The 25,622-nt window shown below is 62.3% G+C and carries 20 protein-coding genes; 4 read left to right on the top strand and 16 right to left on the bottom strand.

Features of this window, described 5'->3' with window-relative positions:
- Positions 1–390: 390 nt before the first annotated feature.
- The 3 genes from B0G75_RS18180 to B0G75_RS18165 form a co-directional block, all read right to left on the bottom strand.
- Positions 391–1,275, bottom strand: coding sequence for a helix-turn-helix domain-containing GNAT family N-acetyltransferase (locus B0G75_RS18180; RefSeq protein ID WP_106308247.1), 885 nt, complete (start codon positions 1,273–1,275; stop codon positions 391–393).
- 256 nt (positions 1,276–1,531) lie between these two features.
- Positions 1,532–3,580: a pyridoxamine 5'-phosphate oxidase family protein gene (locus B0G75_RS18170; protein ID WP_106308244.1), complete on the bottom strand. Its 2,049-nt coding sequence runs from the start codon at positions 3,578–3,580 to the stop codon at positions 1,532–1,534.
- Between the two features lie 33 nt (positions 3,581–3,613).
- Positions 3,614–4,255 (bottom strand): glutathione S-transferase family protein, encoded by a 642-nt coding sequence (locus tag B0G75_RS18165; protein WP_106308241.1) that lies wholly within the window; start codon positions 4,253–4,255, stop codon positions 3,614–3,616.
- Between the two features lie 110 nt (positions 4,256–4,365).
- On the opposite strand from B0G75_RS18165, the gene B0G75_RS18160 reads away from it, so the two are divergent.
- Positions 4,366–5,286 (top strand): LysR family transcriptional regulator, encoded by a 921-nt coding sequence (locus B0G75_RS18160; protein ID WP_106308238.1) that lies wholly within the window; start codon positions 4,366–4,368, stop codon positions 5,284–5,286.
- Between the two features lie 56 nt (positions 5,287–5,342).
- Here the strand turns inward: B0G75_RS18160 and B0G75_RS18155 are convergent, their stop codons facing one another.
- The 3 genes from B0G75_RS18155 to betC all read right to left on the bottom strand — a co-directional run bounded on the left by B0G75_RS18155 (position 5,343) and on the right by betC (position 9,302).
- On the bottom strand, positions 5,343–6,491 hold the full coding sequence (locus B0G75_RS18155) for a porin (protein WP_106308235.1): 1,149 nt from the start codon (positions 6,489–6,491) through the stop codon (positions 5,343–5,345).
- Between the two features lie 270 nt (positions 6,492–6,761).
- Positions 6,762–7,712, bottom strand: a complete 951-nt coding sequence (locus B0G75_RS18150) for a choline ABC transporter substrate-binding protein (protein ID WP_106308232.1) — start codon at positions 7,710–7,712, stop codon at positions 6,762–6,764.
- Between the two features lie 51 nt (positions 7,713–7,763).
- Positions 7,764–9,302, bottom strand: coding sequence for a choline-sulfatase (betC, locus tag B0G75_RS18145; RefSeq protein ID WP_106308229.1), 1,539 nt, complete (start codon positions 9,300–9,302; stop codon positions 7,764–7,766).
- 163 nt (positions 9,303–9,465) lie between these two features.
- On the opposite strand from betC, the gene B0G75_RS18140 reads away from it, so the two are divergent.
- Complete coding sequence (locus tag B0G75_RS18140; RefSeq protein WP_106308226.1) at positions 9,466–10,380, top strand: choline sulfate utilization transcriptional regulator; 915 nt, start codon at positions 9,466–9,468, stop codon at positions 10,378–10,380.
- Between the two features lie 138 nt (positions 10,381–10,518).
- Positions 10,519–11,394: a formyltetrahydrofolate deformylase gene (gene purU / locus B0G75_RS18135; RefSeq protein WP_106308223.1), complete on the top strand. Its 876-nt coding sequence runs from the start codon at positions 10,519–10,521 to the stop codon at positions 11,392–11,394.
- A 98-nt stretch (positions 11,395–11,492) separates the two neighbouring features.
- On the opposite strand, the gene B0G75_RS18130 is transcribed toward purU, so the two are convergent.
- From B0G75_RS18130 to B0G75_RS18085, 10 genes are all read right to left on the bottom strand, one after another.
- Positions 11,493–12,350 (bottom strand): glycine betaine ABC transporter substrate-binding protein, encoded by an 858-nt coding sequence (locus tag B0G75_RS18130; RefSeq protein WP_106308220.1) that lies wholly within the window; start codon positions 12,348–12,350, stop codon positions 11,493–11,495.
- A gap of 136 nt (positions 12,351–12,486) precedes the next feature.
- Complete coding sequence (locus B0G75_RS18125; protein WP_106308217.1) at positions 12,487–13,734, bottom strand: hybrid-cluster NAD(P)-dependent oxidoreductase; 1,248 nt, start codon at positions 13,732–13,734, stop codon at positions 12,487–12,489.
- 33 nt (positions 13,735–13,767) lie between these two features.
- A complete protein-coding gene (locus B0G75_RS18120; protein WP_106308214.1) occupies positions 13,768–15,081 on the bottom strand; it encodes an SRPBCC family protein in 1,314 nt (437 codons plus the stop codon).
- 73 nt (positions 15,082–15,154) lie between these two features.
- A complete protein-coding gene (locus B0G75_RS18115; RefSeq protein WP_106308211.1) occupies positions 15,155–15,931 on the bottom strand; it encodes a drug:proton antiporter in 777 nt (258 codons plus the stop codon).
- Positions 15,928–17,109 carry an electron transfer flavoprotein subunit alpha/FixB family protein gene (locus B0G75_RS18110; protein ID WP_106308208.1) on the bottom strand — a complete coding sequence of 394 codons (1,182 nt, stop codon included), beginning with the start codon at positions 17,107–17,109 and terminating at the stop codon, positions 15,928–15,930. The genes B0G75_RS18115 and B0G75_RS18110 overlap by 4 nt, the downstream gene beginning before the upstream one ends.
- Before the next feature lie 4 nt (positions 17,110–17,113).
- Positions 17,114–19,027 (bottom strand): (Fe-S)-binding protein, encoded by a 1,914-nt coding sequence (locus tag B0G75_RS18105; protein WP_106308205.1) that lies wholly within the window; start codon positions 19,025–19,027, stop codon positions 17,114–17,116.
- 2 nt (positions 19,028–19,029) lie between these two features.
- On the bottom strand, positions 19,030–21,093 hold the full coding sequence (locus tag B0G75_RS18100; RefSeq protein WP_106308202.1) for an NADH:flavin oxidoreductase: 2,064 nt from the start codon (positions 21,091–21,093) through the stop codon (positions 19,030–19,032).
- Positions 21,094–21,142: 49 nt separating this feature from the next.
- Complete coding sequence (locus B0G75_RS18095) at positions 21,143–21,679, bottom strand: DUF5943 domain-containing protein (RefSeq protein WP_106308199.1); 537 nt, start codon at positions 21,677–21,679, stop codon at positions 21,143–21,145.
- Positions 21,680–21,732: 53 nt separating this feature from the next.
- Positions 21,733–22,704, bottom strand: a complete 972-nt coding sequence (locus tag B0G75_RS18090) for a dipeptidase (RefSeq protein ID WP_012426939.1) — start codon at positions 22,702–22,704, stop codon at positions 21,733–21,735.
- Positions 22,705–22,722: 18 nt separating this feature from the next.
- Positions 22,723–23,997 carry a serine hydroxymethyltransferase gene (locus B0G75_RS18085; RefSeq protein ID WP_106308196.1) on the bottom strand — a complete coding sequence of 425 codons (1,275 nt, stop codon included), beginning with the start codon at positions 23,995–23,997 and terminating at the stop codon, positions 22,723–22,725.
- A gap of 442 nt (positions 23,998–24,439) precedes the next feature.
- Between B0G75_RS18085 and B0G75_RS18080 the strand changes: the two genes are divergently transcribed.
- Positions 24,440–25,435 carry a GlxA family transcriptional regulator gene (locus tag B0G75_RS18080; protein ID WP_106308193.1) on the top strand — a complete coding sequence of 332 codons (996 nt, stop codon included), beginning with the start codon at positions 24,440–24,442 and terminating at the stop codon, positions 25,433–25,435.
- Positions 25,436–25,622: the final 187 nt, after the last annotated feature.

Raw genomic sequence — 25,622 nt, 5'->3', positions numbered from 1 at the left:
CCTGAAAAAACGTCGCCGGGGCACTGGGCGTAGCGGGTGCTGCCTGGCGATTAACCAGTTATCGCTATTCCCGCGACGCACGCAAACGCTGAAATGAATGCGATTATCGCCGCTCAGTATCTGACAAAATCATTACTTGAGTAATTCAGTGGAAGGCCCAAGACGCCTTTTCGCCCTTTCGAATATTCGAGGCGGCACGCGCCCAGCCACCACGGCTGGACGACTGGGCCGACTGAACTTACCTGCCTGAGGCAGCGGTCGCGATTGGGAGTACTAGTACTGCGACCGATCGCTATGGTATCCGAGAATCACAACGCGCCCCGTTTGCCGAAAGGCCAGCATCTTCGCGTGGGCAACGTTCGTCGCCGTGCAACCAATGAGAGCGGCCGTTCAGACCAGTCTCTTTTCAAACCAGTGATGGGCATACGGTTCCGCGCTGAACGCCTCGACTTCGACGTATCCGCACTGCCGGTATAGCGAAATCGCCTCGCGCAGAGTTCGATTTGTTTCCAGACGAATAACGCGCGCTTTGGCCTGCCGGGCGCGTTTCTCCGCCTCGACGATCAACCGGCGGCCTACACCCATCCCGCGAGCGGAAGGGCTCACCCACATTCTTTTGAGTTCGGCCGGAGACTTCTTATGAAACTTCAGCGCGACGCAGCCGACCGGCCTTCCATGGAGTCTCGCCACGATCAGCGCGCCTTCCGGTGGCGTCAGTTCATGGGCATCTGCCGAGAGGCTGATGGACGGGTCGAATCCTGCGTCAAAGCGCTCATCGAGTTCGGCGAAATACTGTTCGAAGCACCACCGCGCGTCGTCGCTATCCGGCTGCTCGACCGCAAAATGCACAAGAGATGCCTGTAGCAAACGCTCGACCTCGGACATCGCTGCGACCAGTCTGCGGCGCTGCTCATCGCCGAGTGGTTCGAGCGCGCGTAACGCGACCGCGTCGGAGAGCCGTTCGAGTTCGGCCCTTTCCATGAGGCCCTTCTGAGTCAGACAAGCCCGGCGTACCCGGCGGTCGTCCGGATGAGTGAGGACAGCGACAAGTTTTTGCCGTTCAAGAGACGCCAACGTGCGGCTGATATATCCCGAATCGAGATTTAGCCGCGCGCGAAGGGTACGAATGTCCGCGCCTTCGACACCGATCTCCCATAGCAGGCGCGATTCACCCATCGGGCGGCCCCGGCCGAGGAAATGATCGTCGATAGCGCCAATGCTTTCGGCGACTACGCGGTTAAAGCTACGAACCTGGAGAATGTCGGACGTGTCCATATCTCTGACTTTAGTCAGAGATATGGATTTCGTCAACTTGAAGTCGGGGCATGCTGTGCCTTGCTCAAACGACGGCCTCGGTACGGATCAGTCCGCGCGAGAACTGCGCGAGAACTATCAGGCTCCGCGCAGTTGGACAGAGCGGGCGTATCACAACGTGACCTACTGCACCGGGCTCGACAAAGGCGGACACGCCGCCGCACAGCATCACGCAAATCGAAGTCTTAGCCTTTTACCGAAAGCCAGAGTCCGTCGATCACAAATCCAACGTCACACCCGCGTCGCCCGCAACCGGATGCGCCATGCAAACCAGCGCCGCACCGGGTTCGATTTGCGCCTCGACCTCGCCGTCGTACCTGACCTTGCCCGACAACAACCGCGTCGAGCACGTCCCGCACATACCCGACCTGCAACTCGACGGCGCGTCGATACCGTGCGCTTCGGCGAATTCAAGCAGGCTGCCGTCGCGCGGCCGCCATTGAATCGTGCGCTCGGAGCGCGCGAACGTCACTGGCACAGCGCCCACGTCTTGTGCCGAGGTGTCCGCCGGCATCGGCTCACTCCTGACGGCAACCGCGCGCTTGACGCTCGCCGGACCGAACGACTCGAAACGAATCCGTTCATCGGCGACATTCAATCCGCGCAGACCTTCATACAGGTCGCGCATGAACTGCTCAGGGCCGCACAGGTAGAAATCGTAGTCGTCGAACGGAAGCGCGCGCTTTAACGCGTCGATGCTCACACGACCGGCCGACACGCCTTCGGCGACGCTATCAGCGGCGCTATCGAAAAGATGCAGGGAAAGCGCGGCATGGTGCGCGGCAAGCTCTTTCAATTGCGCACTGAACGGACGTTCGCGCTCGCTACGCGCGCCGTGAAAGAAGAACACCCGCTTCGCCGGCGCACCCTCAGTGCGAGAAGCGGCCAACGCATGCCGAAGCATCGCCATCATCGGTGTAATGCCGATGCCCGCCGAGATAAACACGGCTGGCCGCGGGCTCTTTTCATCGAAGACGAAAGCGCCGCGCGGGTTCATCGCTTCGATCTGCGCGCCGGCAACCAGATGCTCATGCAGCCATTTCGATGCAACGCCTTCGCGCTTCACGCTGATTCGATACCGCTGCGGATCGTGCGCATCGGAAAGCGTATATGTCCGCGACAAAGGCGTGGTACAGCCCTCCACAGGCACGCGAATCGGCAGAAACTGCCCTGGCTTGTACGACGGCAACGGCGCACCGTCGACCGATTCAAAATAGAAGGAACGGATTGACGCAGTCTCCTCGACCACCGCCGCGACCTTCAGCTTGTGCCACGGCGATGCAGCCACCGGCTTTTGCACCGCCGCCGCAAACTGCGGCGCGTACTCGACGTCCGACCAGCGAAACGGCAACGCGCTCCGGCTGCGCCGCGCTTCCAGCACGTGAAAACGCACGAGCCGTTGCGCACCTTCGAAGGCCGCCACTTCCGCGCCGTCCCAAATGATTTCCGCGCGCGCCGCGATATACAGCAGATCGCCGCTCGCAAAGTCGATGAACAACAGCCCGGCGCGCGAATCGTGGATCAGGTTGCCAATCGTGTTGAAGAAGTTGTTGCCGACAAAGTCGGGGGTCGTCAGCGTGTGTTCATCGTCCACACGCACAAAACCCGGTGCGCCGCCGCGATGCGAAACGTCGACACCGCGCGCGAGATCGGCGTCCTCCGCAAGATTCGCGCTCGCGATGAAAAACGTATCCGCCCGCGCCAGAAACGCGCGGTCGGCATCGCTGAGTTGCTCCGCTATTTCCGGCGGCATGGGAGGCTCGGAAGCACTCGGCTCCGCCCAGCTCGGTGTACGGCTCTGGATGTACTTGTTGCAGTTGCCGAAACTCTGACGAACCTCGAGCGTCAACGCCGCCCCGTCCGCCGACGTCACCACGCCGTTGATCCGGTTGCGCCTGCGAGTCTGCGGCTGGAGCCCAAGGCCGCCGATCATTGAGCCCTTCTGCCAGCTATCCGCGAGCGGATCGCCGGCTAACGCGCCGCCCTCGATACGCAAGGTCTTCGCATCCGGTGACGACACGAAGCCCGGCAGGCCGGCGCGCACCGTCGCCCACGGCTGCCCGTGCGCATCGACGCCGCCGATCACCATGAACGGCTGCTCGGCAAAAAACTTGCGATGCTGGTCAGGCATGTAGCGCCGAATCCCCCGGCGTCCCGACGCTTCCGCCACGCTTCTCACGCCCACGCGCTGCTGGGCGGCGAGTTCGGCGGCATGAAACGGCGAGGTGTCGGCGCCCCAGCCATTCAAAGGGATAACGGTGGACATGACCGGACTCCGGTGTTGTGAAAGATTAGCCGCTCATTCGGCGAGCAGCCCCGCTTTTGTCGAGGGCATCGCGATGAACCGCGGCAACGCCTCGACGCGGCGCAGCCACGCACGAATGTTCGGATACGGGTCGAGCGACACGCCGCCTTCCGGCGCGTGGGCGATGTAGGTGTGCGCGGCGATATCGGCGATCGTCACCTGATTGCCTGCCGCGAACGGCTTGTCCGCCAGTTCGCGGTCGAGCACGTCGAACAGCTTGACGGCCAGCTTCTTCGCGGTCTCGTGATCGTGCGGCGCACCAAACGCGGTGACGAGGCGCGCCGTGCACGGCCCATACGCAATCTGACCCGCCGCGAGCGACAACCAGCGCTGCACCGCGGCCGCGCCGAGCGGGTCTTCCGGCAGCCACGAGACGTCACCGTAGCGCTTAGCCAGATACACCAGAATCGCGTTCGAGTCCAACAGCGTAATGTCGCCGTCCTGAATCGTCGGCACCTGGCCGAACGGGTTGAGCGCCAGATAGTCTGGCTTGCGGTTGTCGCCGGCCTTCATGTCCAGTTCGATCACTTCGAACGGCAGATCCAGCAGGGTCAAAAACAGCTTCACCCGATGGCCGTGGCCGGAAAGCAGGGTCGTATAGAGGCGGAGCGGCTGGACGGGTCGGGCAACGGGCATGACGGGTTCCGGAGAGCGTGAAGGGATGGTGCGAGCATAATCCGCACGCACCATCTTGCAGAAGCCTGATAATCCGGGAAACACAGTCAATCGAAGATGGACAATCCACCATGGCCGACGTACGCGACGTAAACCTGAACCGGCTGGCGATCTTCGTCGCGGTCGTCGAGGCGGGCTCGCTGACCGCCGCGGCAGCGCGTCTGGGCCTCGCCAAGACGATGGTCAGCACGCACATGCAGCGGCTCGAGGCCGAGGTCGGCGCGAGCCTGCTGGTGCGCACGACGCGGCGGCTCGGTTTGACCGAGCCCGGCCGCGCGTTCTACGAAGCAAGCGTGAAAATCCTCCGCGCCACGGAAGACGCGCTCTCGGCGATTGGCGGCGAAACGGCACCCGTGCGCGGCACGTTGCGCGTGAGCTCGCCGATCGATTACGGGTCGCTTGCAGTCGCGCCAGTGCTGGTCGAACTGCGTCGCACGCATCCGCAACTCAATGTCGAGTTGCTGTGCACCGATCGCTATGTGGATCTGATCGCGGACGGTATCGACGTCGCGATTCGTCTGGGCCGGCTTGCCGATTCCAATTTCCGCGCGGTGAAACTCGGCAGCTTCGTCAAATGGATCGTGGCGAGCCCGGATTTCGTCGAGGTCTGGGGGCAGCCGCAGACACCGGCTGAATTGTCGGCGATGCCCTTCTGCGCGTTGACTGTGTTGCCGCGTCCGCTGACGCTCGACCTGCAGCGCAACGGCGGCACGGGCGATGGCGACGCGGAAAGCGTGCGTTGTGAAAACGCGTTGCTGGTGAACACCGCCGACGCCTGCCGTGCGGCGACACTCGCCGGCGGCGGCTTCGGCCTGTTGACGGATTTCTCGATCGGCGGCGACATCGCGGCCGGCCGGTTGATTCGCCTGCTGCCGGAATGGGCGAGTGAGCCCGCGAGCATTCAGGCTATCTTTCCGCCCACCAGTCATCCTCCGCCCAAAGTGCGGGCGCTGATCGAGACGTTCAAGAAGCAGCTCGAACGCGCAGCGTGACGGCACCTCTGGCGCCCCGTGAACGGGACACCAGCAAGCCTTCACATATCAACGTGTTAGAACGAGTGCCGCATGCCGATCCGCACATCCGTCTGCGTGTTCGACGTGGACGGCGTGAAGCTGTAGCCGATCACCGCATTCACGCCGTCCGACGCACGCAGATAGTCGCCGGAGATGTAGACGTCCGTGCGCTTGGAGAGCAGATAATGCAGCCCGAGCGAACCCTGGTTCCAGTGATTGCCTTCGAAGCGCGTGTGCTGATAGCCGCCGTACAGCATCAACGCGGGCGTGAAGGTGTACGAGGCGCCCGCTTCATACACCTGCATATGCGAAGTCTCGCCGAGTCCCTTGATCGTCGTGTAGGTGAAGTTGCCGCTCAACATGACCTTTCCGATCGTATAGGCCGCGCCGACTGCGAACGCCCCTTGCTTGTCGACCGGAAACGCCGACGAGCTATACAGATCCGTCACCGCGCCGGTCGCCGGATCGACGGACACGGTCGGCTTGCCGAGGAACGTGCGTGTGCCGATCATCGCGTACGGGTCGAATGCATAGATGCCGTTCGGATTGTTCAACTGCGTATAGGCTGCGCCCATGTTGAACGCGCTGTGCTCGTAACGCGCGCCAACGCTCCACGCGCTCTTGTTGTGGAAGTCACCGGCTGTATTGCCGAACGAGTACATGCCGCCGAACGAGAAGCCTGCATAGTCGTTGGAGAGGAACTTGACCGAGTTCGGCAGCCGGTCGCCGTTCATCCGGTCGAAGTCGCCTTGATGGATCGCGTAACCGCTCGCCCACGCCGAGATGTTATAGAGGTAGACGAACTCCTCGGTCATGTCCAGTTGATTACCAAACGAGAGTTGCCCCCAGTTGTTCTTCAGGCCAACATAAGCCTGGCGTCCGAACTCGGCACCGCCGAATGCAAGTTGCCCATTGCCTACATGAAAACCCGATTCGAGCACGAACACTGCCTGCAAGCCGCCGCCGAGATCCTCGACGCCCTTGAAGCCGATCCGGTTGCCGTATGAAATACCGTCGTCGAATTTGAACTGGTGAGCCCCGCCGGCATTGTTCACGTAGGTAATGCCGGCATCCAGAATGCCGTAAAGGGTGACGCTGCTTTGTGCATGGGCAGCAGTCGGCGCGCATACAGCGCTTGCCGCGATAGCGAGTCCCGAAAGGCTGACGGCATTTTTCTTCTTCATCTAATTCTCCCCTGCTCTTTGCCTGCGTATTTCGTTGGATAAGGCGGTCCCTGCAGCGTGTTGTTGACCAACGCGCGGCGCTTCTCGCATGACGGGCAGTTCAGAAACCGGCTGAGACCGAGTAAAACGAATTGGAGCTATCTACGATGCATGCAATAAGCACCCATGTCCGCATCGCCGGATCAAGAATACGGGTCCAGATTTATGAGGATTCGACCGGATGCGACATAAATCTGTCGCACCGCGACCTCATTGTTAGGATTGCGGCTGTTATTTCACGCCGAGCGCGGTTTGCACGGCTTGCAGGCCATTGGCTCCGCTCGATGTGTTCACGCCGTCGAGCCATGACTTCAACAATTCGGGGTGACGTTTGAGCGCTTCCGTGGCGGCGACATCCACGCCTGTTTTCTTTTCGAGTACTTCGGTGATCACGCCATTCTCCAGATCGACGTTGAAGGTGAGTTGCCTGAAAAGACGCCCGACATTCGGACACTGCGCGGCATAGCCGCTGCGTGCCACCGTATTGACCGTAGCGCCGCCGTAGTTGGGTCCGAAGTACTTGTCGCCGCCGTCGAGATAGGTGAGCTTGAACTTCGTGTTCATCAAATGCGGCTCCCACGCAAGAAAGACAATCCACTTCTTCTCGCGCACCGCGCGCTCCACTTGTGTGAGCATGCCGGTCTCGCTAGATTCGACGAGCTTCCAGCTGCCGAGGCCGAACGCCTTGTCGTCGACCATTTTTTTGATGTTCTGATTTGCCGGCGCGCCAGGCTCAATGCCGTAAATCTTGCTATCGAACTTGTCGGCATTCTTCGCCAGGTCCGCGAAAGAATGAATGCCGGCAGCGGCGACATAGTCGGGCACGGCCAGCGTGAACTTGGCGTTGCTCAGATTCGGATGCACGACCTCGATCGACTTTTCGTCCTCGAACGGTTTGACCACCGGCGCCTGTGCGGGCATCCAGTTGCCGAGGAACACGTCGATCTGCCCTTTCTTCAGGCCTTGATAAGTGATCGGCACCGACAGGTTGGCGACATTCTGCTTATAGCCGAGCGCCTTCAACAGTACTCCGGTCATTGCATTGGTCGCGTCGATGTCGGTCCATCCCGGCCCCGCCATATTGACCTGCGTGCATGACTGCGGCTCGGCGGCCGACGCGAAAGTGGCTGCCGCGCACAGCAGCGCAACGCCGGTTACCGCCTGTTTGAAGAGCTTTTTCATTATGTCGGCTTCCTGTTGATGGGGTGGATTGGATCGTGAGCAGGGTGAGGATCAACGGGCGACGGCGGGAAAGCGCGCCATCGCTTCGAGCGTATCGAGATCGATGTGGTTGCGCATATAACGCTGGCTCGCATCGACGAGCGGTTGCCAGTCCCATGATGCGACCGTGCCTTGTGTAGTTGACGCGAAGTGAAAATGACGGCGCCTCTGGCTTTGCAGCACTTCGTTGTGCAGCGCGGCGAGGTCCCAGCGTTGCGCGATTTCCTCTCGGAATGCCACGACCTGTGACGCATATTCGCTGCGCGACGCAAGGTTCTGCCGTTCCAGCGGATCGGCTGCAACGTCATAGAGTTGATCGGGATCGGCGGGTGTATGAATGAACTTGAAGCGCCCACGCCGCAGCATCACAATCGGCGCAATCGCGCCCTCGGCCAGGTATTCGCCGATCGCTTCGTCATGACCGCCTTGCCTGCCCAGCAGATGCGGCACGAGGCTTTGTCCATCGAGCGAATCGGGCCACGCGGCCGGTTGTTCGCCGCGCGCCAGTTCGACCAGCGTCGGCACCAGATCGAGATGCGAGACCGAGGCCTTCACGCGATGCGCGTCGAATTGCTGCGGCGCGTGCACGATCAACGGCACGCGGCAACCGCCTTCGAAGAAAGTCATCTTGTACCAGAGTCCGCGCTCGCCGAGCATCTCGCCGTGATCGGACGTCACCACGATCACCGTGTCTTGGGCGAGCCCGGCCTGGTCGAGCGCTTCGAGGATCGCGCCGAACTGGTCGTCGACGTAGGAGATCGCGCCGTAGTAAGCGCGGCGCGCGTTGCGGATCTGCTGATCGGTAGGCGGCGTGCGATCGGTTTCGCAGACATGGCGCAGGCGCTTCGAGTGCGGGTCGGCGTCTTCGAATGAATCGCGAAACGCGGGCATGTCGATGTCTTCGTCGCGATACATGTCCCAGTACTTTTGCGGAATCGCATACGGGTCGTGCGGGTGCGTCAGCGAGGCGACCATGCAGAACGGCCGTGCATCTTTGCCCGCATGACGTTCGCGCGCGATGTCGAAGAGTTTCTGGCGAGTGGTGAACGTGACCTCGTCGTCGAAGTCGAGTTGATTGGTGCGCACGCACGGACCCGCGTCGATTACCGAACTCATGTTGTGATACCACGTGGGACGTGCTTCGAAGTTGTCCCAGTCGGGTGTCCAGCCGAAATCGGCGGGATAGATATCGGTGGTGAGCCGTTCTTCGAAGCCATGCAATTGATCGGCGCCGCAGAAATGCATCTTGCCGGACAGAATGGTTCGATAACCTTCAGCGCGGAGATAATGCGCAAATGTCAGCGTTTGCGACGGAAATTCCGCTGCATTGTCATAGGCACCGATTGCGGACGGCAGCTTGCCCGATAAAAAAGAGAATCGCGACGGCGCACACAGCGGACTCGCGCAATAGGCCGATTCGAACACCACGCCCTGTTTCGCGAGGCGATCGAGATTGGGCGTCTTCGTCAGAGGGTGCCCGTATGCGGCCAGCGCGAACGGCGTCATCTGGTCGGCCATCAGGATGAGAATATTCTTTTTGGTGTCAAGCATGAGTGCGTGCCTCGAATAGAATCGCAAGTGTCGATGCAGATGCCGCGATGGATGCAACGGCCAACGGGCTGCCAGCGTGCCGGGCCCGCCATGAGCACCACTATTGCCGTCCAATTCGCCGCTGTGAAGACGGCAATTCGTTATGTGCCTATAAGGGGGTGTTATGTCGAGACAGGACCGCTTGCCGCCTATGCAGGCATTGACGATGTTCGAGTCCGCCGCGCGTCTGGCCAGCTTTACGGCGGCCGCGCGCGAACTGGGTTCGACCCAGCCCGCGGTGAGTCAACGCGTCGTGCAGCTAGAGGAAGCGCTGGGCGCCCCGCTGTTCGAGCGCGGCCATCGCGGCGTCACGCTCACCGAAGACGGCGAACGGCTCTTCGAAGCGGTACGCCTCGCGCTGGACACGATTCGCCTCGCCACCGGCGAAATCCGCGCGCGGCGCACGCCGCAAACGCTCACCCTCTCCACCGACTTCGGCTTCGCCACCTATTGGCTGATGCCGCGTCTATCGCAGTTCAAGGCGCTGATGCCGGATGTCGACGTGAAGATCATCACGTCGCAAAGCGTGTTCGATCCGTCGCACGATCAGGCGGACATCGCCATTGCATTCGGCGATGAACACGCGGACTGGACCGCGCGCGGCGTGGTCAAACTGTTTCCCGAGCGCGTCACGCCGGTGTGCAGCCCGGCGTTTCTCGCGGCGCACCCGTCATTGCGCGCGCCCGCTGATCTGCTGAATCTGCCGTTGCTGCATCTCGAGCCGACCCAGCCGGCGCGCTGGCTGTCATGGGCCGACTGGTTCGCCGCGCACGAACTCGATGCGCCCGCCGCGCATCGCGGCATCACGTTCAACAGTTTTACGCTGGTGGCCCACGCGGCGATCATGGGTCAGGGCGTCGCGCTGGGCTGGGCGCCGCTGGTCGACGAACTGCTCGCCACCGGGCAACTCGTCGAACTGTTCGAGCCGCCGGTCATCACGGAGCGGGGTTATCTGCTCGTCACGCAGCGCGCGGCAACACCCGTGGTCAGCGCCTTTCGCCACTGGCTGCTCGGCGAATGCGGGCTCGACGCGGAATAAGCGCGTGGGGACCGGCCTGACGCTCCCGTTCCAGCGCGACGGCGGTTAGCTTCTATCCGCGTGCCCGCCTGATTTGCTCTACTGCGAAGATGCATGCCGCGCCCCGCGGCATCGTTCTATCGTCCAAGTGGAGTGCGCATGTCCGTCGATTCCCGTCCCGATCAGCTGGTTCTCACCGTCGCCTGTCCGAGCGCGGCCGGCCAGGTTGCCGCCGTCGTCGGCTTTCTCGACCGGCATCATTGCTATATCGACGAACTGACCGTTTTCGACGACGACCTCAGCGAGCGCTTTTTCGTGCGCTGCGTGTTTCATGGCGTCGACAGTCAGGAGACGCTGCGGGTCGCCGCGCTCAAGCGCGAATTCGAGCCGATTGCCGAGCGTTTCCGCATGACATGGGCGATGCACGACGTCGGCACACGGCCGAAGGTTCTGATCATGGTGTCGAAACTCGAACACTGTCTCGCCGATCTGCTGTTCCGCTGGCGCATGGGCGAGCTGAAGATGGACATTGTCGGCATCGGCTCGAATCATCGTGATCTCGAACCGTTGGCGCAACAGCACGGCCTGCCCTTCCACCATCTGCCGATCACCGCCGACACGAAGCCGCAACAGGAAGCGCGTTTGCTCGATCTGTTCGAGACTTCGGGCGCCGAGTTGATGATTCTCGCGCGCTATATGCAGATTCTCTCCGGGGAAACGAGCCGTGCGCTGGCCGCGCGAGCGATCAATATCCACCATTCGTTTCTGCCCGGCTTCAAGGGCGCCAAGCCGTATCACCAGGCGCATGCACGCGGCGTCAAACTGATCGGCGCGACCGCGCATTTCGTCACCGACGACCTGGACGAAGGTCCGATCATCGAACAGGTGGTGGAGCGCGTGGATCATTCGTACAGCCCGGAGCGTCTGCTTGCCACTGGGCGCGACGTGGAGTGCATTACGCTTGCGCGGGCCGTCAAGGCGTTTATCGAGCGGCGCGTGTTTATCAACGGCGATCGGACTGTTGTGCTGCAGTAGACGAAAAAAAACGCCGCTAGAAAGCGGCGTTCTCGTTTGTTCGGGCGTTGCCGCTTCATCAAAGCGGCAACGCTTTCGCACAAGCACGTTCAGCAGAATCACTTCACCCAGCTATCCACCCGGTCACCATGCGCACTGATCCACGCATCGGCCGCGGCGGTCGGCTTCTCACCGTTCTGCGTCGCCAGCATCACGCTGTCGATCTCGCCCGGCTTCCATTGGAACTTCTTGAGGAACGCGACGACCGGCGGCGCCTTCTTCTCGAGTTCCGGATTCACGACGCTGTCCACGTGCTCCGCTTCGCCGAATACCTTCTTCGGGTCGTCGAGGAATTTCAGCTTGTACTTCGCGAACATCCAGTGCGGCTTCCAACCGGTCACGATAATCGGCTTGCTCGCCGCTTCCGAACGCGCCAGTTCAGCGGTCATCGCGCTGCCTGAACTCGGCATCAACTGATAGTCGAGCCCATAGGCCTTGATCGCCTCGCTGGTTTTCTGCATCACGCCCGCGCCGGCGTCGATACCGACGATGCGCGAGCCGAACTCCGCCTTCTTCGCTTCCAGATCGCCGAGGCTCTTCACGTCGACGTTATCCGGCACGATCAGCCCGATCTTCGCGTCGTTGAAGTTCGGCCCGAGGTCGATCACCTTGTCCTTGAAGTTGTTCCAGTACGCACCGTGCGTGACCGGCAGCCACGCCGACAGCGTCGCGTCGAGGTCGCCGCGCGCCACGCCCTGCCACATCACGCCGGCCGCGACCGGCACGAGTGTGACCTGATAGCCGAGGCGCTTTTCGATCACCCGCGCGGCCACGTTCGAGGTCGCGACACTATCGTCCCAGCCTTCCACGTAGCCGATCTTGATGGTCGGCTTGCTATCGGCCGACACGCTCACGCTGCTTGCCGCCAGCGCCGCGCTCAAGGCGCTCAACACGAATATCTTTTTGATCAGTCTCATCGCCGTTCTCCCTTTGCCGTCAAAACAACCCAATGAGCATTTAGAATCGCCAGCCAGAATTACCGGGTAGCGTTGTTTTCCGACATCCAGTTGTCCGCATGCGACTTCGCGCCACTGGACCCATCTTCTTCTCGTCTTACTTATCCACGACAAGATCGCTCAACGGCTTGCTGCAGCACAGCAGCACCATGCCCTGATCGATCTCACGCTGGCGAATCCCGCCGGCGTGTTTCATCGCGACTTCCCCCGACACCAGCTTGACCTTGCAGGTGCCGCACATGCCCTGTGTACACGACGCCGGCAACCGCACGCCCGCTTTCTTCGCCGCGTCGAGCACGTGCTGGCCGCTGCCGCATTCGATCTCGCGATTGCTTTTGGCGAAACTCACCTTGAAGCGGATTTCTGTTTCGATGGAAAGCGGTGCGGGCGCGAATCCCGGCGCCTCCTCGCGCGCCTCGACGAAGCTGTCCGCAGTGACGGGCGCGCCAACGCTCTGCAATGCATCCGCGACATGCGCGGTGGTCAATTGCGCGGCCACTTCGCTGACCGTCTCGAAGGAAAAACTTTCTTCGTGATAGTGGCTGCGGTCGAAGCCGCCTTCGTCCAGCAGATTGCGCACGGCTTGCATATACGGCGCGGGGCCGCAGGTGAAAATCTCGCGTTCCAGATAATCCGGCGCGATGAGCTTGAGCAACGGCAAGGTCAGAAAGCCAGTCACGCCGGGCCAGTTCGTGCGCGCGCCAACTCGCTCGCAAACGAACGCCGTACGGAAATGGGCCTGATTCGACGCGATCAGATCGAGCTCGCGCGCGAAGATGATGTCGTCCGGCGTGCGGGCGCTGTGCACGAACACGATGTCGCTGTCTTCACCGAGTTCGTGATGCGCGCGGCTCATCGACATCAGCGGCGTGATCCCCGAACCGGCCGACAGAAACAGGAACTTGCGCGCCGGATGCCGCGCGCAGGTGAATTCGCCCGACGGCCCCAGCACACGGACCTCGGCGCCCGCATGCAGATTGTCGTGCAGCCAGTTCGACACTTTGCCACCCGGCACGCGCTTCACCGTGATCGAGATCGTGTGAGGACGCGTGGGCGGCGACGAAATCGTATAGCAACGATTGATCGATTCACCGTCGATCTCCAGTTCCAGCGTAATAAACTGCCCCGGCTCGAACACGAACGCCCGCCCGGAAGGCGCACGAAAGAAAAAGCTCTTCACGTCGTGCGTTTCCTGGCGAACCTGGCAGCACACCAGCGTGTCGTCGGTATCGCTATTCCAGCGTGGCGGCAACGTCTCCCAGAACCGCGGCTGCGTGACGCGGCTCGCAGCGTGATCTGGAGCCGGTTCGGGGCTCAGTTGAAACGTCGCCTGATCGCGCATCATTGTTTTCTCCGACTCCTGGTTGCAGCGTCGCGCTCAGCGCATGAAGGACACAACTTTTTCGCCATGCGAAGCCTGCGCAGTATCGCCGGCGTCATGGGTTTGGGGCGCATTGCTGTAATCCGCCATGCGCGCGATGTACCACTCGCAGAACTTTTCCACGAGCCCTTCCGTGAACGGCGAATACGGACCCGGCTCATACGCGCTGCTGGTCGCGCCGCGCTGCGAGTACTCGACGAGCGCGCGATCCTGGTCATTGGTGGCGCGCCACACGGCCGTGAGGTTGTTCACGTCGTAATCGATACCTTCGCGCGCGTCCTTGTGGACGAGCCACTTGGTGCGCACCAGCGTCTTACCCGCCGAGAGCGGAATCACCGAGAAGCTGACGATGTGATCGCTCATGAAGTGATGCCACGAATTCGGCTGCGTCCAGAACGACAGTCCGCCGAGGTCGGCCTGCTCGAAGCCGCCGAGCAGTTTCTTCGACGCCACTTTCGCGTCTAGCGTCTGCGATTCGCCGTCGCGATCGAGCGGCAGGCGTTGCGTGCGGAAACCCGTGACCAGATCGGCGAGCCGTTCGATTTCCGCCGACGGCAGCTTCATCGCTTCCCATTGCGCGGTACGGCGCGCCACGGTCTCTTCGAACGCGGCCATGCCCTCTTCGTTGGCCGGCGTGCGTTGATAACCGAAACCGTATTCGTAGAGCGAAATGGTCAGCTCGGGATGGTTCGCGACGCAGTGATAGCACTCGCGATTGTTCTCCATCGTGAGCTTCCAGTTGCCGTCTTCGATAATGTCGATCGAGGCCGCGATCTTGCAGCTGGCCAGATCGTGCGGCTGCAGATACGGTTCCATCGCGGCGCGCATCACGCCAAAGTCGGCCGGCGGATTGTCGGCGAGGCAAATGAAAATGAGGCCCGCCAGATTCTCGACATGCACGGCCTTCAGGCTATGCTTGCAGCGGTCGAACTGATCGCCCATGTGTTCGGCGAACATCAGATCGCCGTTCAGGTTGTAGGTCCAGCTGTGATACGGGCAGACGATATTGCCGAGCGAGCCTTTGTCGGTATTGCACAAGCGGGCGCCGCGATGGCGGCACACGTTGTGAAACGCCCTCACCTGCATGTCGTCGTCGCGTACGATCAGGATCGAATCGTTGCCGATCTCCACCGTGATGTAATCGCCCGGTTCCGGCACGTCCGGCTCCACCGCGACCTGGATCCAGTGCTGACGGAAGATCGCCTCCATATCGAGCGCGAAAATCGCCTCGCTCGTGTAGAACGGCGCTTCCAGTGTGTAATTCTTTTTGCGGCGTTCGATCATTGCGCGAACGTCTGCCGAAACTTTCATTGTGTGCTCCGTTGCATGTCACGTCTGGCGCCGCACCAGGCCCTCCTGGTCGCGTGCTGGCCCGAACCGGAAATCAGTAATCCACGAGTTGATGCTCGCGCAAATACGCCAGAATCACTTGTGCTTTTTCGACAGAACTTCCTTCAATTACGACGCTGCCGCCACGGCTTTCGGTCGTCGTGGCCGAGAGCATGCGAGCGTGGCCGGAGCGCTTTTCGGCCGCGGCGAGCCGCACCGGTTTGGCGGCTGCCGGGCGCACGGTCCAGGCGAGCTCGTCGGGGTTGGCGGCGGCGGGCGTCGCGACCGGGCGGATCGTGCCTTGGCGCAAGCGCGCATAGGCGTACGTCGGCGCGGCGTTGGCGAGCGGATGCACAGCGATCAGCGTGGGCAGCCGCACTTCCACGCGACGGCGCAGACCCTTCGGCATGAATTGACGGACTTCCGCGCAACCGTCGCGCAGCGTGATGTCGACGGCGGCACCGACCAGCGGCATTTCCAGCGCGCCGGCGATGCGATACGGCAGCATGCCGCTGTCGAATGCGCCTTCAGCACGCGTGCCCGTCAGAACGAGGTCGTAGCCACGCAGACGGGCGGCCAGCGGTGCCGCTGCGTCGGCTTGCAATTCAGGCGTTGAGGCGATTTCAAGTACTTCGACCGAGCGTGCTCCGAGCGCAAGATACTCCTTCAACGCAGGGTTAGCCGGATCGCCCGCATGCAACACGTCGAGCGTTGCGTTGTGCGTTCTGGCAAGCGAGAGCGCGAGAGTCAGCGCTGCGGCGTCGTTGCGGCTGTAGCGCGCGGTGCCGCTCACCGGATGACGGCCCACGGAAACGAGGACGGCGATCTTCATGCGAGCGCTCCTTCGGCGACAGCCGTTGAATTCAGCAGCGCTGCACCGGTTCCGCGTGCCGTGCGCGCCGCGGCCGCCGCTTCGTTGAGCGCCGCGATGGTTTCCTGTGCGTCCGCGATCACCGTGAGATTCGCGCGTTTGGCGATCGGCGCGCTGGCGTCGAGGTTCACCGCGATCACATGCCGGCAATCCTTGATACCTTGCAGATGCTGCACTGCGCCGGAAATGCCGAAGGCGATATACACGCTCGCTTCGACGGTCTTGCCGGTCGCGCCGATCTGCTTGTCGCGCGTGAACTTGCCGTCGTCCACGGCGACGCGGCTCGCGCCTATTGCTGCGCCGAGCGTGTTCGCGAGGCGCTCGAACGCCGGCACGTCGCTCACGCCGTTGCCGGCCGAGACGATAAAGTCGGCTTCTTCGAGCGCGAGTTGCGCGGCGTCGATTTCCTCGATGCCGAGATCGCGTACGGCGCCTTGGACTTGCTGCGAAGCGGGTTCTCCGTCGAAACGCCACATCACCCGTTCGCCCGCACCGACGAACGGCAACTTCGGATCCACCGCATTGGCCGCGAGCAATACCACTTCAGGCAAGGCACGCGCCGCGAACGCTGTATTCGCCTGAACATAGCTCGCCACATGCGCGGCATCGATCTCGACGACATGCGCCGCGACGCTTGCATTCGCGGCGGCGGCGTAACGGCGGCCGAGATCGCCGTCGCCGGTTGCGTTGTCAGGCAGAAAAATGTGCACCGGCGCGTGGGCCGCGACGCACGCAGCCAGCGCGTTCAATTCGTCCAGCGGCGCAAACTTGCGGCGATCGAACATCGGCAACTCGATCAGTTTGTCGGCGCCGAGCGTGGCGGCATCGCCGCTGAACTCGCCGAATACCAGCAGCACGACTTCGGTCGCGGCGTCGGCTATCAAGGCCGCTGCGGCCAATGTCTGGCGCGCGTGATCGTCCAATGCGCCGCGGTCCGCATGCGCGGCCACGAGTATCACGCGCTGCGGCGCCGCCGTGGTGCGGCGCGGTTTGGCCTGTTCGCGGTGCAAGGCGCCGCCGCCGTGCGTGGCCGTTTCCATTGGTCCGGCCGCACCAATTGCGCCGAGCGTGATGCGTTTGAGTCCGTCTGCCGTGATCGTGAACGGACGGCGCGGATCGATTCGTTTGAGAGTGTTCATCGCGTTACTCCAACGCCGCTGCAACCAGTTCGGCGACGTCCAGCACTTCCGGACGCGGGCCGACCACGCCTTCCAGCATCGCCGTGCAATTCGGACAGCCCACCGCGACGATCTCCGCGCCGACGGTTTTCGCGTCGTCGATACGGATATCCGGGATACGCCGCTTGCCCGGGATGTCGGTCAAGGGCGCGCCGCCGCCACCGCCGCAACAGCGTCCGCGCATACCGTTACGCTCCATTTCCACGACCTTGATGCCGATGGTCTTCAACAGCTTGCGCGGCGCTTCGGTCTCACCGTTATAGCGGCCCAGATAGCACGGGTCGTGATACGTGATCTTGCGGTCCGCGAAGGCGGCGACCGCGCGCGGCGTCAGCTTGCCGCTCGCGACCAGTTGCTCGATCAGCGCCGTGTGATGCTGCACTTCGTAGAAACCGCCGAGCGCGCGATACTCGTTGCGCAGGCTATGCAGCACGTGCGGATCGGCGGTGACTATCTTGCGGAACGAGTACTGCGAGAGCGTGCCGATCAGCTTCAGCGCGAGTTGCTGGAAGGTGGCTTCATCGCCGAGCCGCCGGGCCGTGTCGCCGGTATCGGTTTCCACGCCGCCCAGCACCGCGTAGTCGATGCCCGCGCGATTCAGTACTTTGACCAAAGCGCGCAGCGTGCGTTGATAGCGCATGTCGAACGCGCCTTCGCCGGCAATCAGCAGCACGTCCACCGGACGTCCCGGCTGCGCGACCTGCACCTGCAGATCGACGGCCCAGTCGTAGCGCGCGCCGATGTCGTAGCCGTTCGAGCTGCCCGTCTCGCGCAGATTGGCGAGCGTGATCGGGCCTTTGCCCGGCACGCTGCCTTCCACCAGCGTCTGATTGCGGCGCATATCGACGATCGCGTCGACGTGTTCGATCAGCATCGGGCACTCCTGCACGCAAGCGCGGCAGGTCGTGCAGGACCACAGCGTGTCCGCTTCGATCATCGTCGAGATGAGCGGCTTGTCGGGCGCGCCGGCATGCTTGCCGACCGGAATGCCCGGCGTGGGACTGCCCGCGTATTCCGCGTCCGTGCCGCCCACCATGCCCGTGACCAGGTCCTGAATCAGCTTCTTCGGATTGAGCGGCTGACCGGCGGCAAACGCGGGACAGGCTGCTTCGCACTTGCCGCACTGCACGCACGCATCGAAACTGAGCAACTGGTTCCAGCGAAACTCGACCGGCTTGCCGACACCGTATTCTTTCGCGTCGAGCAGCGGCGCTTTCAATGCGGTCGGCGGCACCACGTCGTTGTCATTGCGCTCGGCAAAACGCTCCTGGCGCGGATGAAACGCAAGGTGCAGCAGACCGGCGAGCGCATGCTTCATTGGCCCGCCGCGCGCCGCGCCGAACGTCATCGCGAACGCGCCGGCCGCGATCAGCAGGGCGACGATGATCGCCAGCGCGCCGGACATCGCACCGGCAGGCAGCGCGATGAAGAGCACGAGACCGAGTGCGAACGACCCGAGCAACAACGGCAAATGATCCCAAGGTCCGCGCGAGAGCCTGGCCGGCACCGCCTTCGCGCCATGACGGCGACGCCAGACGAACACCGCGCCGACCAGCATCACGAGCGCCGCGAGGAAGATCAGCTTGTCGAGCCACGGCGAATAGATCGCCAGCCCATAATTGACGAACACCAGCGCCATCGCGAGAATCGCGCCGCCCGCGGTCGCCACATGCGTTTTGGCGATGTACGGGTCGCGTGCCACCACGTGATGCAGATCCACGAAGTAGCGCTTGGGAATCGACAGCAGATTGGTCCAGCCGTACGCGCCCGCCGCCGTCGCGCGGCCTTCGCGCCAATACGCGGCGCGTTTGACGAGCGCGAACGCCAGACCAGCCACCGACAACCACAGCAGGACGGTGATGACAAACACGGGGCTCATCGTCAGAAATCCTTGCAAAGGCGCAGCGCGTCGTAGATCGCGCCGTGAATGTTGTGCATGGAAATGCAGTCGCCGACACGGAACAGCAGGAAGCGGCCGTTGCCGAGTTCTTCGCTCAAAGACGGCTGCGGCTCGGAGGCGAACAGCTTATGCACATCAACCTGACCGCGATTGACCGACTCCGGCTTGAGCTTCCAGTACAACTCGTCGTTCGGCGTGCTGCCGTTTTCGATCACCACCTGATCGACCGCGCGCTCTTCCTGCTCCTCGGTGTACTCGTTGCGGATCACGGCGATTTTCTTGCCGTCTTCCTCGTAGACCTTGTCGAGCCAGTAGTTCGGCGTGTGGATCACGCCTTGCGCGTAGAGCCGGCGATAGAAAATCGGGAACGTGGTGCCGCCTACGTCGTCGGCGACCTTCACGTCGGGCGTCACGATCTCGACGTTCGAACCCCGGCTCGACATGAAATCGGCCACGCCGGCGCCGGCATGCGTGCTGACGCCGTCGTACACCAGCACATTCTTGCCCGGCTCGACCTTGCCCGAGAGCACATCCCACGAACTCACGGCGAGGCCTTCGTCGACGCCCCACGCCGCCACTTGCGACGTGAACGACGAGCCGCCCGTGGCGAGCACGACGATGTCCGGCTTCTCGGCCATGATGGTTTTCTCGTCGGCGGCGACACCGAGGCGCCGGTCCACGCCGAGACGCTTCGTTTCCATGTCGAACCAGCGCACGATACCCGCCATCTGTTCGCGTTGCGGCGCTTTCGCGGCCAGCATGATCTGGCCGCCCACGTAGTCGTTCTTCTCGAACAGCACCACGTCATGACCGCGCGACTTTGCCACGCGCGCCGCTTCGAGCCCCGCCGGACCCGCGCCGACCACGACGACCTTGCGCTTCGGCCCGCGCGTTTTGGCGATCACGTGCGGCATCGTTTCTTCACGCGAGGTCGCGGCGTTCTGCACGCACAACACGTCGAGCCCGTTGTACTGGCGGTCGATGCAATAATTCGCGCCGACGCACTGCTTGATTTCGTCCTCGCGGCCATCGCGGATCTTGATGACCATATGCGGATCCGCGATCTGCGCGCGCGTCATGCCGACCAGATCGACCATGCCGCTGGCGAGCAGGCGTTCGGCCTGGCCCGCGTCGCGAATGCTTTGCGCGTGCATGACGGGCAGCTTCACCACCGACTTGATGCCGGCCGCGAGATGCACGAACGGTTCGGGCGGCAGCGCCATCGGCGGCATGCAGTTGGCCAGCGTGTTATGCGTGTCCGCACCCGAGCCGATCACACCGAGGTAATCGATCAGGCCTGTCTCACTCATCGCCTGGGCGATTTCCTTCAGTTGTTCGTGATCGAGGCCGTCTTCATGGAACTCGTCGCCGCACATGCGCAAGCCAATGCAGAAGTCCGCGCCGACTGCTTCACGCACGGCCTTCAATACTTCCGTGCCGAAACGCAGGCGGTTTTCGAGCGAGCCGCCCCATTCGTCGGTGCGGAAGTTGGTGCGCGGGCTCCAGAACTGGTCGATCAGATGCTGGTGCGCCGCCGAGATTTCCACGCCGTCCATGCCTGCGTCTTTCACGCGCTTCGCAGCCGCCGCGAAATCGCTGATGATGCGGCGGATTTCCTCGACTTCGATGATCTTCGCGTTGCCGCGATGCACCGGCTCACGCACGCCGGACGGCGACATCAGATGCGGCCAATGCTCGCCGTGAAACGCCGAGCGGCGTCCCATGTGCGTGGCCTGAATCATGATTTTCGCACCGTGCGTATGCATCGCTTCGGCGAGCCGCGCGAGCGGGTCGATGATCTTGTCGGTCGACAGATTCACCGACTTCCACCAGCCTTGCGGGCTGTCGATCGACACCGGACTCGAGCCGCCGCATACCGCGAGGCCGACGCCGCCCTTGGCCTTCTCTTCGTAGTAACGGATATAACGGTCGCCGGGCAAGCCGCCCGGTTCCGCATAGACCTCCGCGTGCGCGGTACTGACGATGCGGTTGCGCAAGGTCAGCTTGTTCAACGTGAGAGGCTTGAAAAGGTTCGGGTAACGCATCGCGATCGACCTCGGAATGGAGTGCTTTTTTGCGCTGTGTCGTGCGCGGTCAGGAAGCCAGCGGCGATACTTCGAACACGCAGTGGTCGTGATGCTCGGCCGCGCATTGCGCTTCTCTCGAATGCGACGGCGGGCCCTTGCGCGAAGCGTCTGGCGCGGTATCGTTGACCCAGTCCATCGCGCCCGCGAACCAGCCGGCGAACATATAGCAGAGCTTGCCGACCTTGCCCGGCTGCGCCAGCACAAACGACGAGTGGTGCAATTCGATGCGCGCGTGCGAGCTCGCCGGGTCGGCTTCGGTGATCGTGAAGATGCCCCAGCCGCGCTGCGAAAGACGCTTCAGGTAGTGCTCGAAAACCGCCATGCCGGCGAGGCCGTGCTGCTTCGCTTCCTTGTCGCACCAGAAATACGCCGACTTGTAGCCGGCTTTGTACAGAATCTCGGCATACGTATCGAGGCCGAGCGCTTCTTCCACGGCGGTGTGGTTGTTGGTGAAGAAATGGCGCGGCACGTACAGCATGGGCAGCGCGTCGGTGGTCCAGACGCCGGTGTTCGCATCGACGTCGATAGGCAGTTGGGGTTGCATGTGGAGGCTCCGTTTTTTATGTGTGCGAGTGAGGTTTCATCAGCGCTGGAAGATCAAACCTTCCAGACTTCGCCGAACACCCGCACCCAGTTTTCGCCCATGATCTTCTTGATGCGCGTTTCACTCCAGCCGGCGCGCTCCATTGCGGCCGTCAGGTTCGGAAACTCGCCGATCGTGCGGATGCCTTCCGGATTCACCACCTTGCCGAAGTTCGTCAACTGACGATAACGGCCCTTGTCGTGCGTGATCCAGTCGAAGAACTCGGTGCTATAGCCTTGCGTGAAATCGGTGCCGATGCCGACCTGATCTTCACCGATCAGATTCACCACGTACTCGATCGCTTCGATATAGTCTTCGACGGTCGCGTCCGCGCCGCGCTTGAGGAACGGCGCGAACATCGTCACGCCGACGAAACCGCCCGCGTCCGCGATCTCTTTCAGTTGCTCGTCGCTCTTGTTGCGCGGATGCTCTTTCAGCCCCGAAGGGCAGCAGTGCGAGTAGCACACCGGCTTGTTCGACGCCGCGATCGCCTCAGAAGAAGTCTTGCCGCCCACGTGCGAGAGATCGACCATGATGCCGACGCGGTTCATCTCCTGGATCACTTCTCGGCCATAGCCCGACAGACCGCCGTCGCGCTCATAGCAACCGGTGCCCACGAGGTTCTGCGTGTTGTAGCAAAGCTGCACCACGTTCACGCCGAGGTCCTTGAACGCCTCGATATAGCCGAGGTTGTCCTCGAAAGCGTGCGCGTTCTGGAAACCGAAAATGATGCCCGTCTTGTTCTCTTTCTTCGCGCGGAAGATGTCGTCCGTGGTCCGCACCAACGTGAGAATCTCACCGTACTCGCGAATCTGCTGCTTCATTTCGGCGATGTTGTCGACGGTCTTCTGGAAGCTTTCCCAGACCGAGACGGTGCAATTCACCGCGGTCACGCCGCCCTTGCGCATGTCCTCGAACACCGAGCGCTCGAACTTCGAAATGTTCAGACCGTCGATGATGATGCTGTTGTCGTGCAATGTGCTCATCGTTTGCTCCAGGCGTACTCAGTAGATGGGAAAGCGTTCGCACAGCGCGAAAATCTCGCGGCGCACGCGTTGTTCGGTGGCGGCATGGCCTTCGGGATGATCGCGCAGCGCGTCGAGCACTTCGACGATCAGCCGGCCGATTTCGCGGAACTCGCTCACGCCGAAGCCGCGCGTGGTGCCCGCGGGTGTGCCCAGGCGAATGCCCGAAGTGACCGTCGGCTTCTCGGTATCGAAGGGAATGCCGTTCTTGTTGCAGGTGATGCCCGCGCGTTCCAGGGCCTGCTCGACCTGATTGCCTTTGAGGCCCTTCGGCCGCAGATCGACCAGCAGCAGATGGTTGTCCGTGCCGCCCGTGACCAGGTCGACGCCGCCTGCTTTGAGCACTTCGCCGAGCGCCTGCGCATTGGCGAGCACGCTGTCGATATACGTCTTGAAGCCCGGTTCCAGCGCCTCGCCGAACGCAACGGCCTTGCCGGCGATCACATGCATCAGCGGGCCGCCCTGCAAGCCAGGAAATACGGCGGAGTTGATCTTCTTCGCGATGTCTTCGTCATTCGTCAACACAAAGCCGCCGCGCGGGCCGCGCAGTGTCTTGTGCGTGGTCGACGTGACCACGTGTGCGTATTCCACCGGGTTCTGATGGCGACCCGCCGCGATGATTCCGGCGATGTGCGCCATATCCACCATCAACTTGGCGCCGACGCTGTCGGCGATCGCGCGCAGCCGTGCAAAATCCAGCGCTCGCGGATAAGCCGAGAAGCCCGCGATCAACAGCGCGGGTTTATGCTGCTGCGCTAGTTCCTCGATCTGCTCGTAATCGATCAGCATCGTGTCGCGATTCACGCCGTACTGCACCGCGTTGAACCACTTGCCCGACATGGCCGGCTTGGCGCCGTGCGTGAGATGGCCGCCCGCGTCGAGCGACATGCCGAGCACGGTGTCGCCCGGCTTCACCAGCGCGAGCATCACCGCGCCGTTCGCCTGCGCGCCGGAATGCGGCTGCACGTTGGCGAATTTCGCGTTGAAGAGTTGCTTGATGCGATCGAGCGCCAGCGTTTCGACCACGTCGGCGTATTCGCAACCGCCGTAGTAACGCTTTCCCGGATAGCCTTCCGCATACTTATTGGTCAGCACCGAGCCTTGCGCTTCGAGCACTGCGCGCGACACGATGTTTTCCGACGCGATCAGTTCGACTTGCGACTGCTGGCGCTCGAGCTCTTTCAGAATAGCGCCGCGCACCGCCGTATCGCGCGTGGCGAGCGTTGCTTCGAAGAAAGGATTCGGGTTCGACATGGAAGGTCCGTGGAGTCGTTGACGGAAGGCCGGAAGCCGCATCTGGGCTTTGCTTCGCCCCTGCTACTACCGGTGTGCATTGCGTCTATTCTTGACGCTTGCCTCGCTTGTCAATTTATGAATTCAGACGCGTTCTTTGCCTTTTCCGCCATACGCGTCCTTTTTTCACAAGTCGGCCCTGACGCGCTTTCTCCATTTGCCGAACGAGCGTGCTGAACGTGCCGTCATGTTGCACTGCACGCGAACGCCGTGCGCGCTTGAGGTGCGCGAGCCGACCGCTACGGCGCCGGTTTGGTGCTAATTGTTTAGCTATCCGAGTCGAAGACGGCCCAACCGAGGGTTTAGCCTGATGGCACGGTAGTTGCCCTAGTCCTCAAAATTGAACAAGTCGCTGCTCCCCACGGCGACGTGACATTACAGATTCGAAGGAATCATTCCTCCCATGTCCACCGACCGCACGGCATCGTTGTCGCATTTCGCATTCATGCCGGTTCCCAACTTCACCATGATTGCGTTTACCAACGCGATCGAAGTCCTGCGCATGGCGAACTACCTGACCGGCCAAACGCTTTACCGCTGGTCGATCGTGAGTCCCGAGGGCGGCCCGGTGATGGCCAGCAATGGTTTATCGGTCGATACGGGACCCGTTGAATGCGTCGGCCAGCCGGATATCGTGTTCGTGGTCGGCGGCATCGACGTGCAGCGCGCCACCACGCCGGCCCATCTTTCTGCATTGCGCCGCTTCGCCCGGCTGGGTTGCGTGCTCGGCAGCCTGTGCACCGGCACGTATGCGCTGGCGCGCGCCGGTTTGCTGGCCGGTTATGCGTGTGCGATTCATTGGGAGAACATGTCGGCGCTCAAGGAAGAGTTTCCCGACACGCGCTTTCTGAAAGAACTCTTCGTGGTGGATCGCGATCGGGTGACGTGCACGGGCGGCGTCGCGCCGCTCGACATGATGCTGAACCTGATTGCGCCGCGCGTCGGTACGGCACGCGTCACGCAGATCGCCGAGCAGTTCATCGTCGAACATGTGCGCGATACCAGCGCGCAACAGAAAATGCCGCTGGTGGCGCGGCTCGGCTCGGCCAACAAGTCGCTCTTCGAAGTGATCTCGCTGATGGAGAACAATATCGAAGAGCCGCTCTCGCGCGAAGAACTCGCGCGGCTCGCCGGCATGTCGCAACGCCAATTGCAGCGTTTGTTCCGCGAACATCTGGGCATGACGCCGACGCATTACTACCTGACGCTGCGCTTGCGGCGCGCGCGCGAGTTGCTGCTGCAAACGGATATGTCGATCATGCACATCACGATGGCATGCGGGTTCCAGTCGGCTTGCCACTTCTCGAAGAGCTATCGCGACGCGTTCGGCACGGCGCCGACGCGTGAACGACGCAAGCAGGCGCCGTCGCTCGCCGCGGTGCCGGTGCTGGCAGCCTGAGGCGATTGATCGCCTGACGGCTGGAATGCCCGGCGGCAAAAAATAAACGCGTTGAGCGGTTTTCCGTTCAACGCGTTTTTTCTTGTGGATCAGCGGTTTCGACTATTCACATCTCCGCGCGACGACGGCGCAGCGCAGCGCAGCGCAGCGCATCGCGAGACTGCGCATGCAGTCCCGCCGCCACTTC

The sequence above is a fragment of the Paraburkholderia sp. BL18I3N2 genome, assembly GCF_003001875.1.
Taxonomy (GTDB): Bacteria; Pseudomonadota; Gammaproteobacteria; order Burkholderiales; family Burkholderiaceae; genus Paraburkholderia; species Paraburkholderia phytofirmans.
The sequence above is the reverse complement of the archived record's forward strand: the minus strand, read 5'-3'. Positions and strand labels throughout refer to the sequence as shown.

Bases quoted from the DNA above. Each gene is read 5' to 3' on its own strand.
- B0G75_RS18180 (WP_106308247.1), bottom strand. From the start codon at position 1,275: ATGGACACGTCCGACATTCTCCAGGTTCGTAGCTTTAACCGCGTAGTC.
- B0G75_RS18170 (WP_106308244.1), bottom strand. From the start codon at position 3,580: ATGTCCACCGTTATCCCTTTGAATGGCTGGGGCGCCGACACCTCGCCG.
- B0G75_RS18165 (WP_106308241.1), bottom strand. From the start codon at position 4,255: ATGCCCGTTGCCCGACCCGTCCAGCCGCTCCGCCTCTATACGACCCTG.
- B0G75_RS18160 (WP_106308238.1), top strand. From the start codon at position 4,366: ATGGCCGACGTACGCGACGTAAACCTGAACCGGCTGGCGATCTTCGTC.
- B0G75_RS18155 (WP_106308235.1), bottom strand. From the start codon at position 6,491: ATGAAGAAGAAAAATGCCGTCAGCCTTTCGGGACTCGCTATCGCGGCA.
- B0G75_RS18150 (WP_106308232.1), bottom strand. From the start codon at position 7,712: ATGAAAAAGCTCTTCAAACAGGCGGTAACCGGCGTTGCGCTGCTGTGC.
- betC (WP_106308229.1), bottom strand. From the start codon at position 9,302: ATGCTTGACACCAAAAAGAATATTCTCATCCTGATGGCCGACCAGATG.
- B0G75_RS18140 (WP_106308226.1), top strand. From the start codon at position 9,466: ATGTCGAGACAGGACCGCTTGCCGCCTATGCAGGCATTGACGATGTTC.
- purU (WP_106308223.1), top strand. From the start codon at position 10,519: ATGTCCGTCGATTCCCGTCCCGATCAGCTGGTTCTCACCGTCGCCTGT.
- B0G75_RS18130 (WP_106308220.1), bottom strand. From the start codon at position 12,350: ATGAGACTGATCAAAAAGATATTCGTGTTGAGCGCCTTGAGCGCGGCG.
- B0G75_RS18125 (WP_106308217.1), bottom strand. From the start codon at position 13,734: ATGATGCGCGATCAGGCGACGTTTCAACTGAGCCCCGAACCGGCTCCA.
- B0G75_RS18120 (WP_106308214.1), bottom strand. From the start codon at position 15,081: ATGAAAGTTTCGGCAGACGTTCGCGCAATGATCGAACGCCGCAAAAAG.
- B0G75_RS18115 (WP_106308211.1), bottom strand. From the start codon at position 15,931: ATGAAGATCGCCGTCCTCGTTTCCGTGGGCCGTCATCCGGTGAGCGGC.
- B0G75_RS18110 (WP_106308208.1), bottom strand. From the start codon at position 17,109: ATGAACACTCTCAAACGAATCGATCCGCGCCGTCCGTTCACGATCACG.
- B0G75_RS18105 (WP_106308205.1), bottom strand. From the start codon at position 19,027: ATGAGCCCCGTGTTTGTCATCACCGTCCTGCTGTGGTTGTCGGTGGCT.
- B0G75_RS18100 (WP_106308202.1), bottom strand. From the start codon at position 21,093: ATGCGTTACCCGAACCTTTTCAAGCCTCTCACGTTGAACAAGCTGACC.
- B0G75_RS18095 (WP_106308199.1), bottom strand. From the start codon at position 21,679: ATGCAACCCCAACTGCCTATCGACGTCGATGCGAACACCGGCGTCTGG.
- B0G75_RS18090 (WP_012426939.1), bottom strand. From the start codon at position 22,704: ATGAGCACATTGCACGACAACAGCATCATCATCGACGGTCTGAACATT.
- B0G75_RS18085 (WP_106308196.1), bottom strand. From the start codon at position 23,997: ATGTCGAACCCGAATCCTTTCTTCGAAGCAACGCTCGCCACGCGCGAT.
- B0G75_RS18080 (WP_106308193.1), top strand. From the start codon at position 24,440: ATGTCCACCGACCGCACGGCATCGTTGTCGCATTTCGCATTCATGCCG.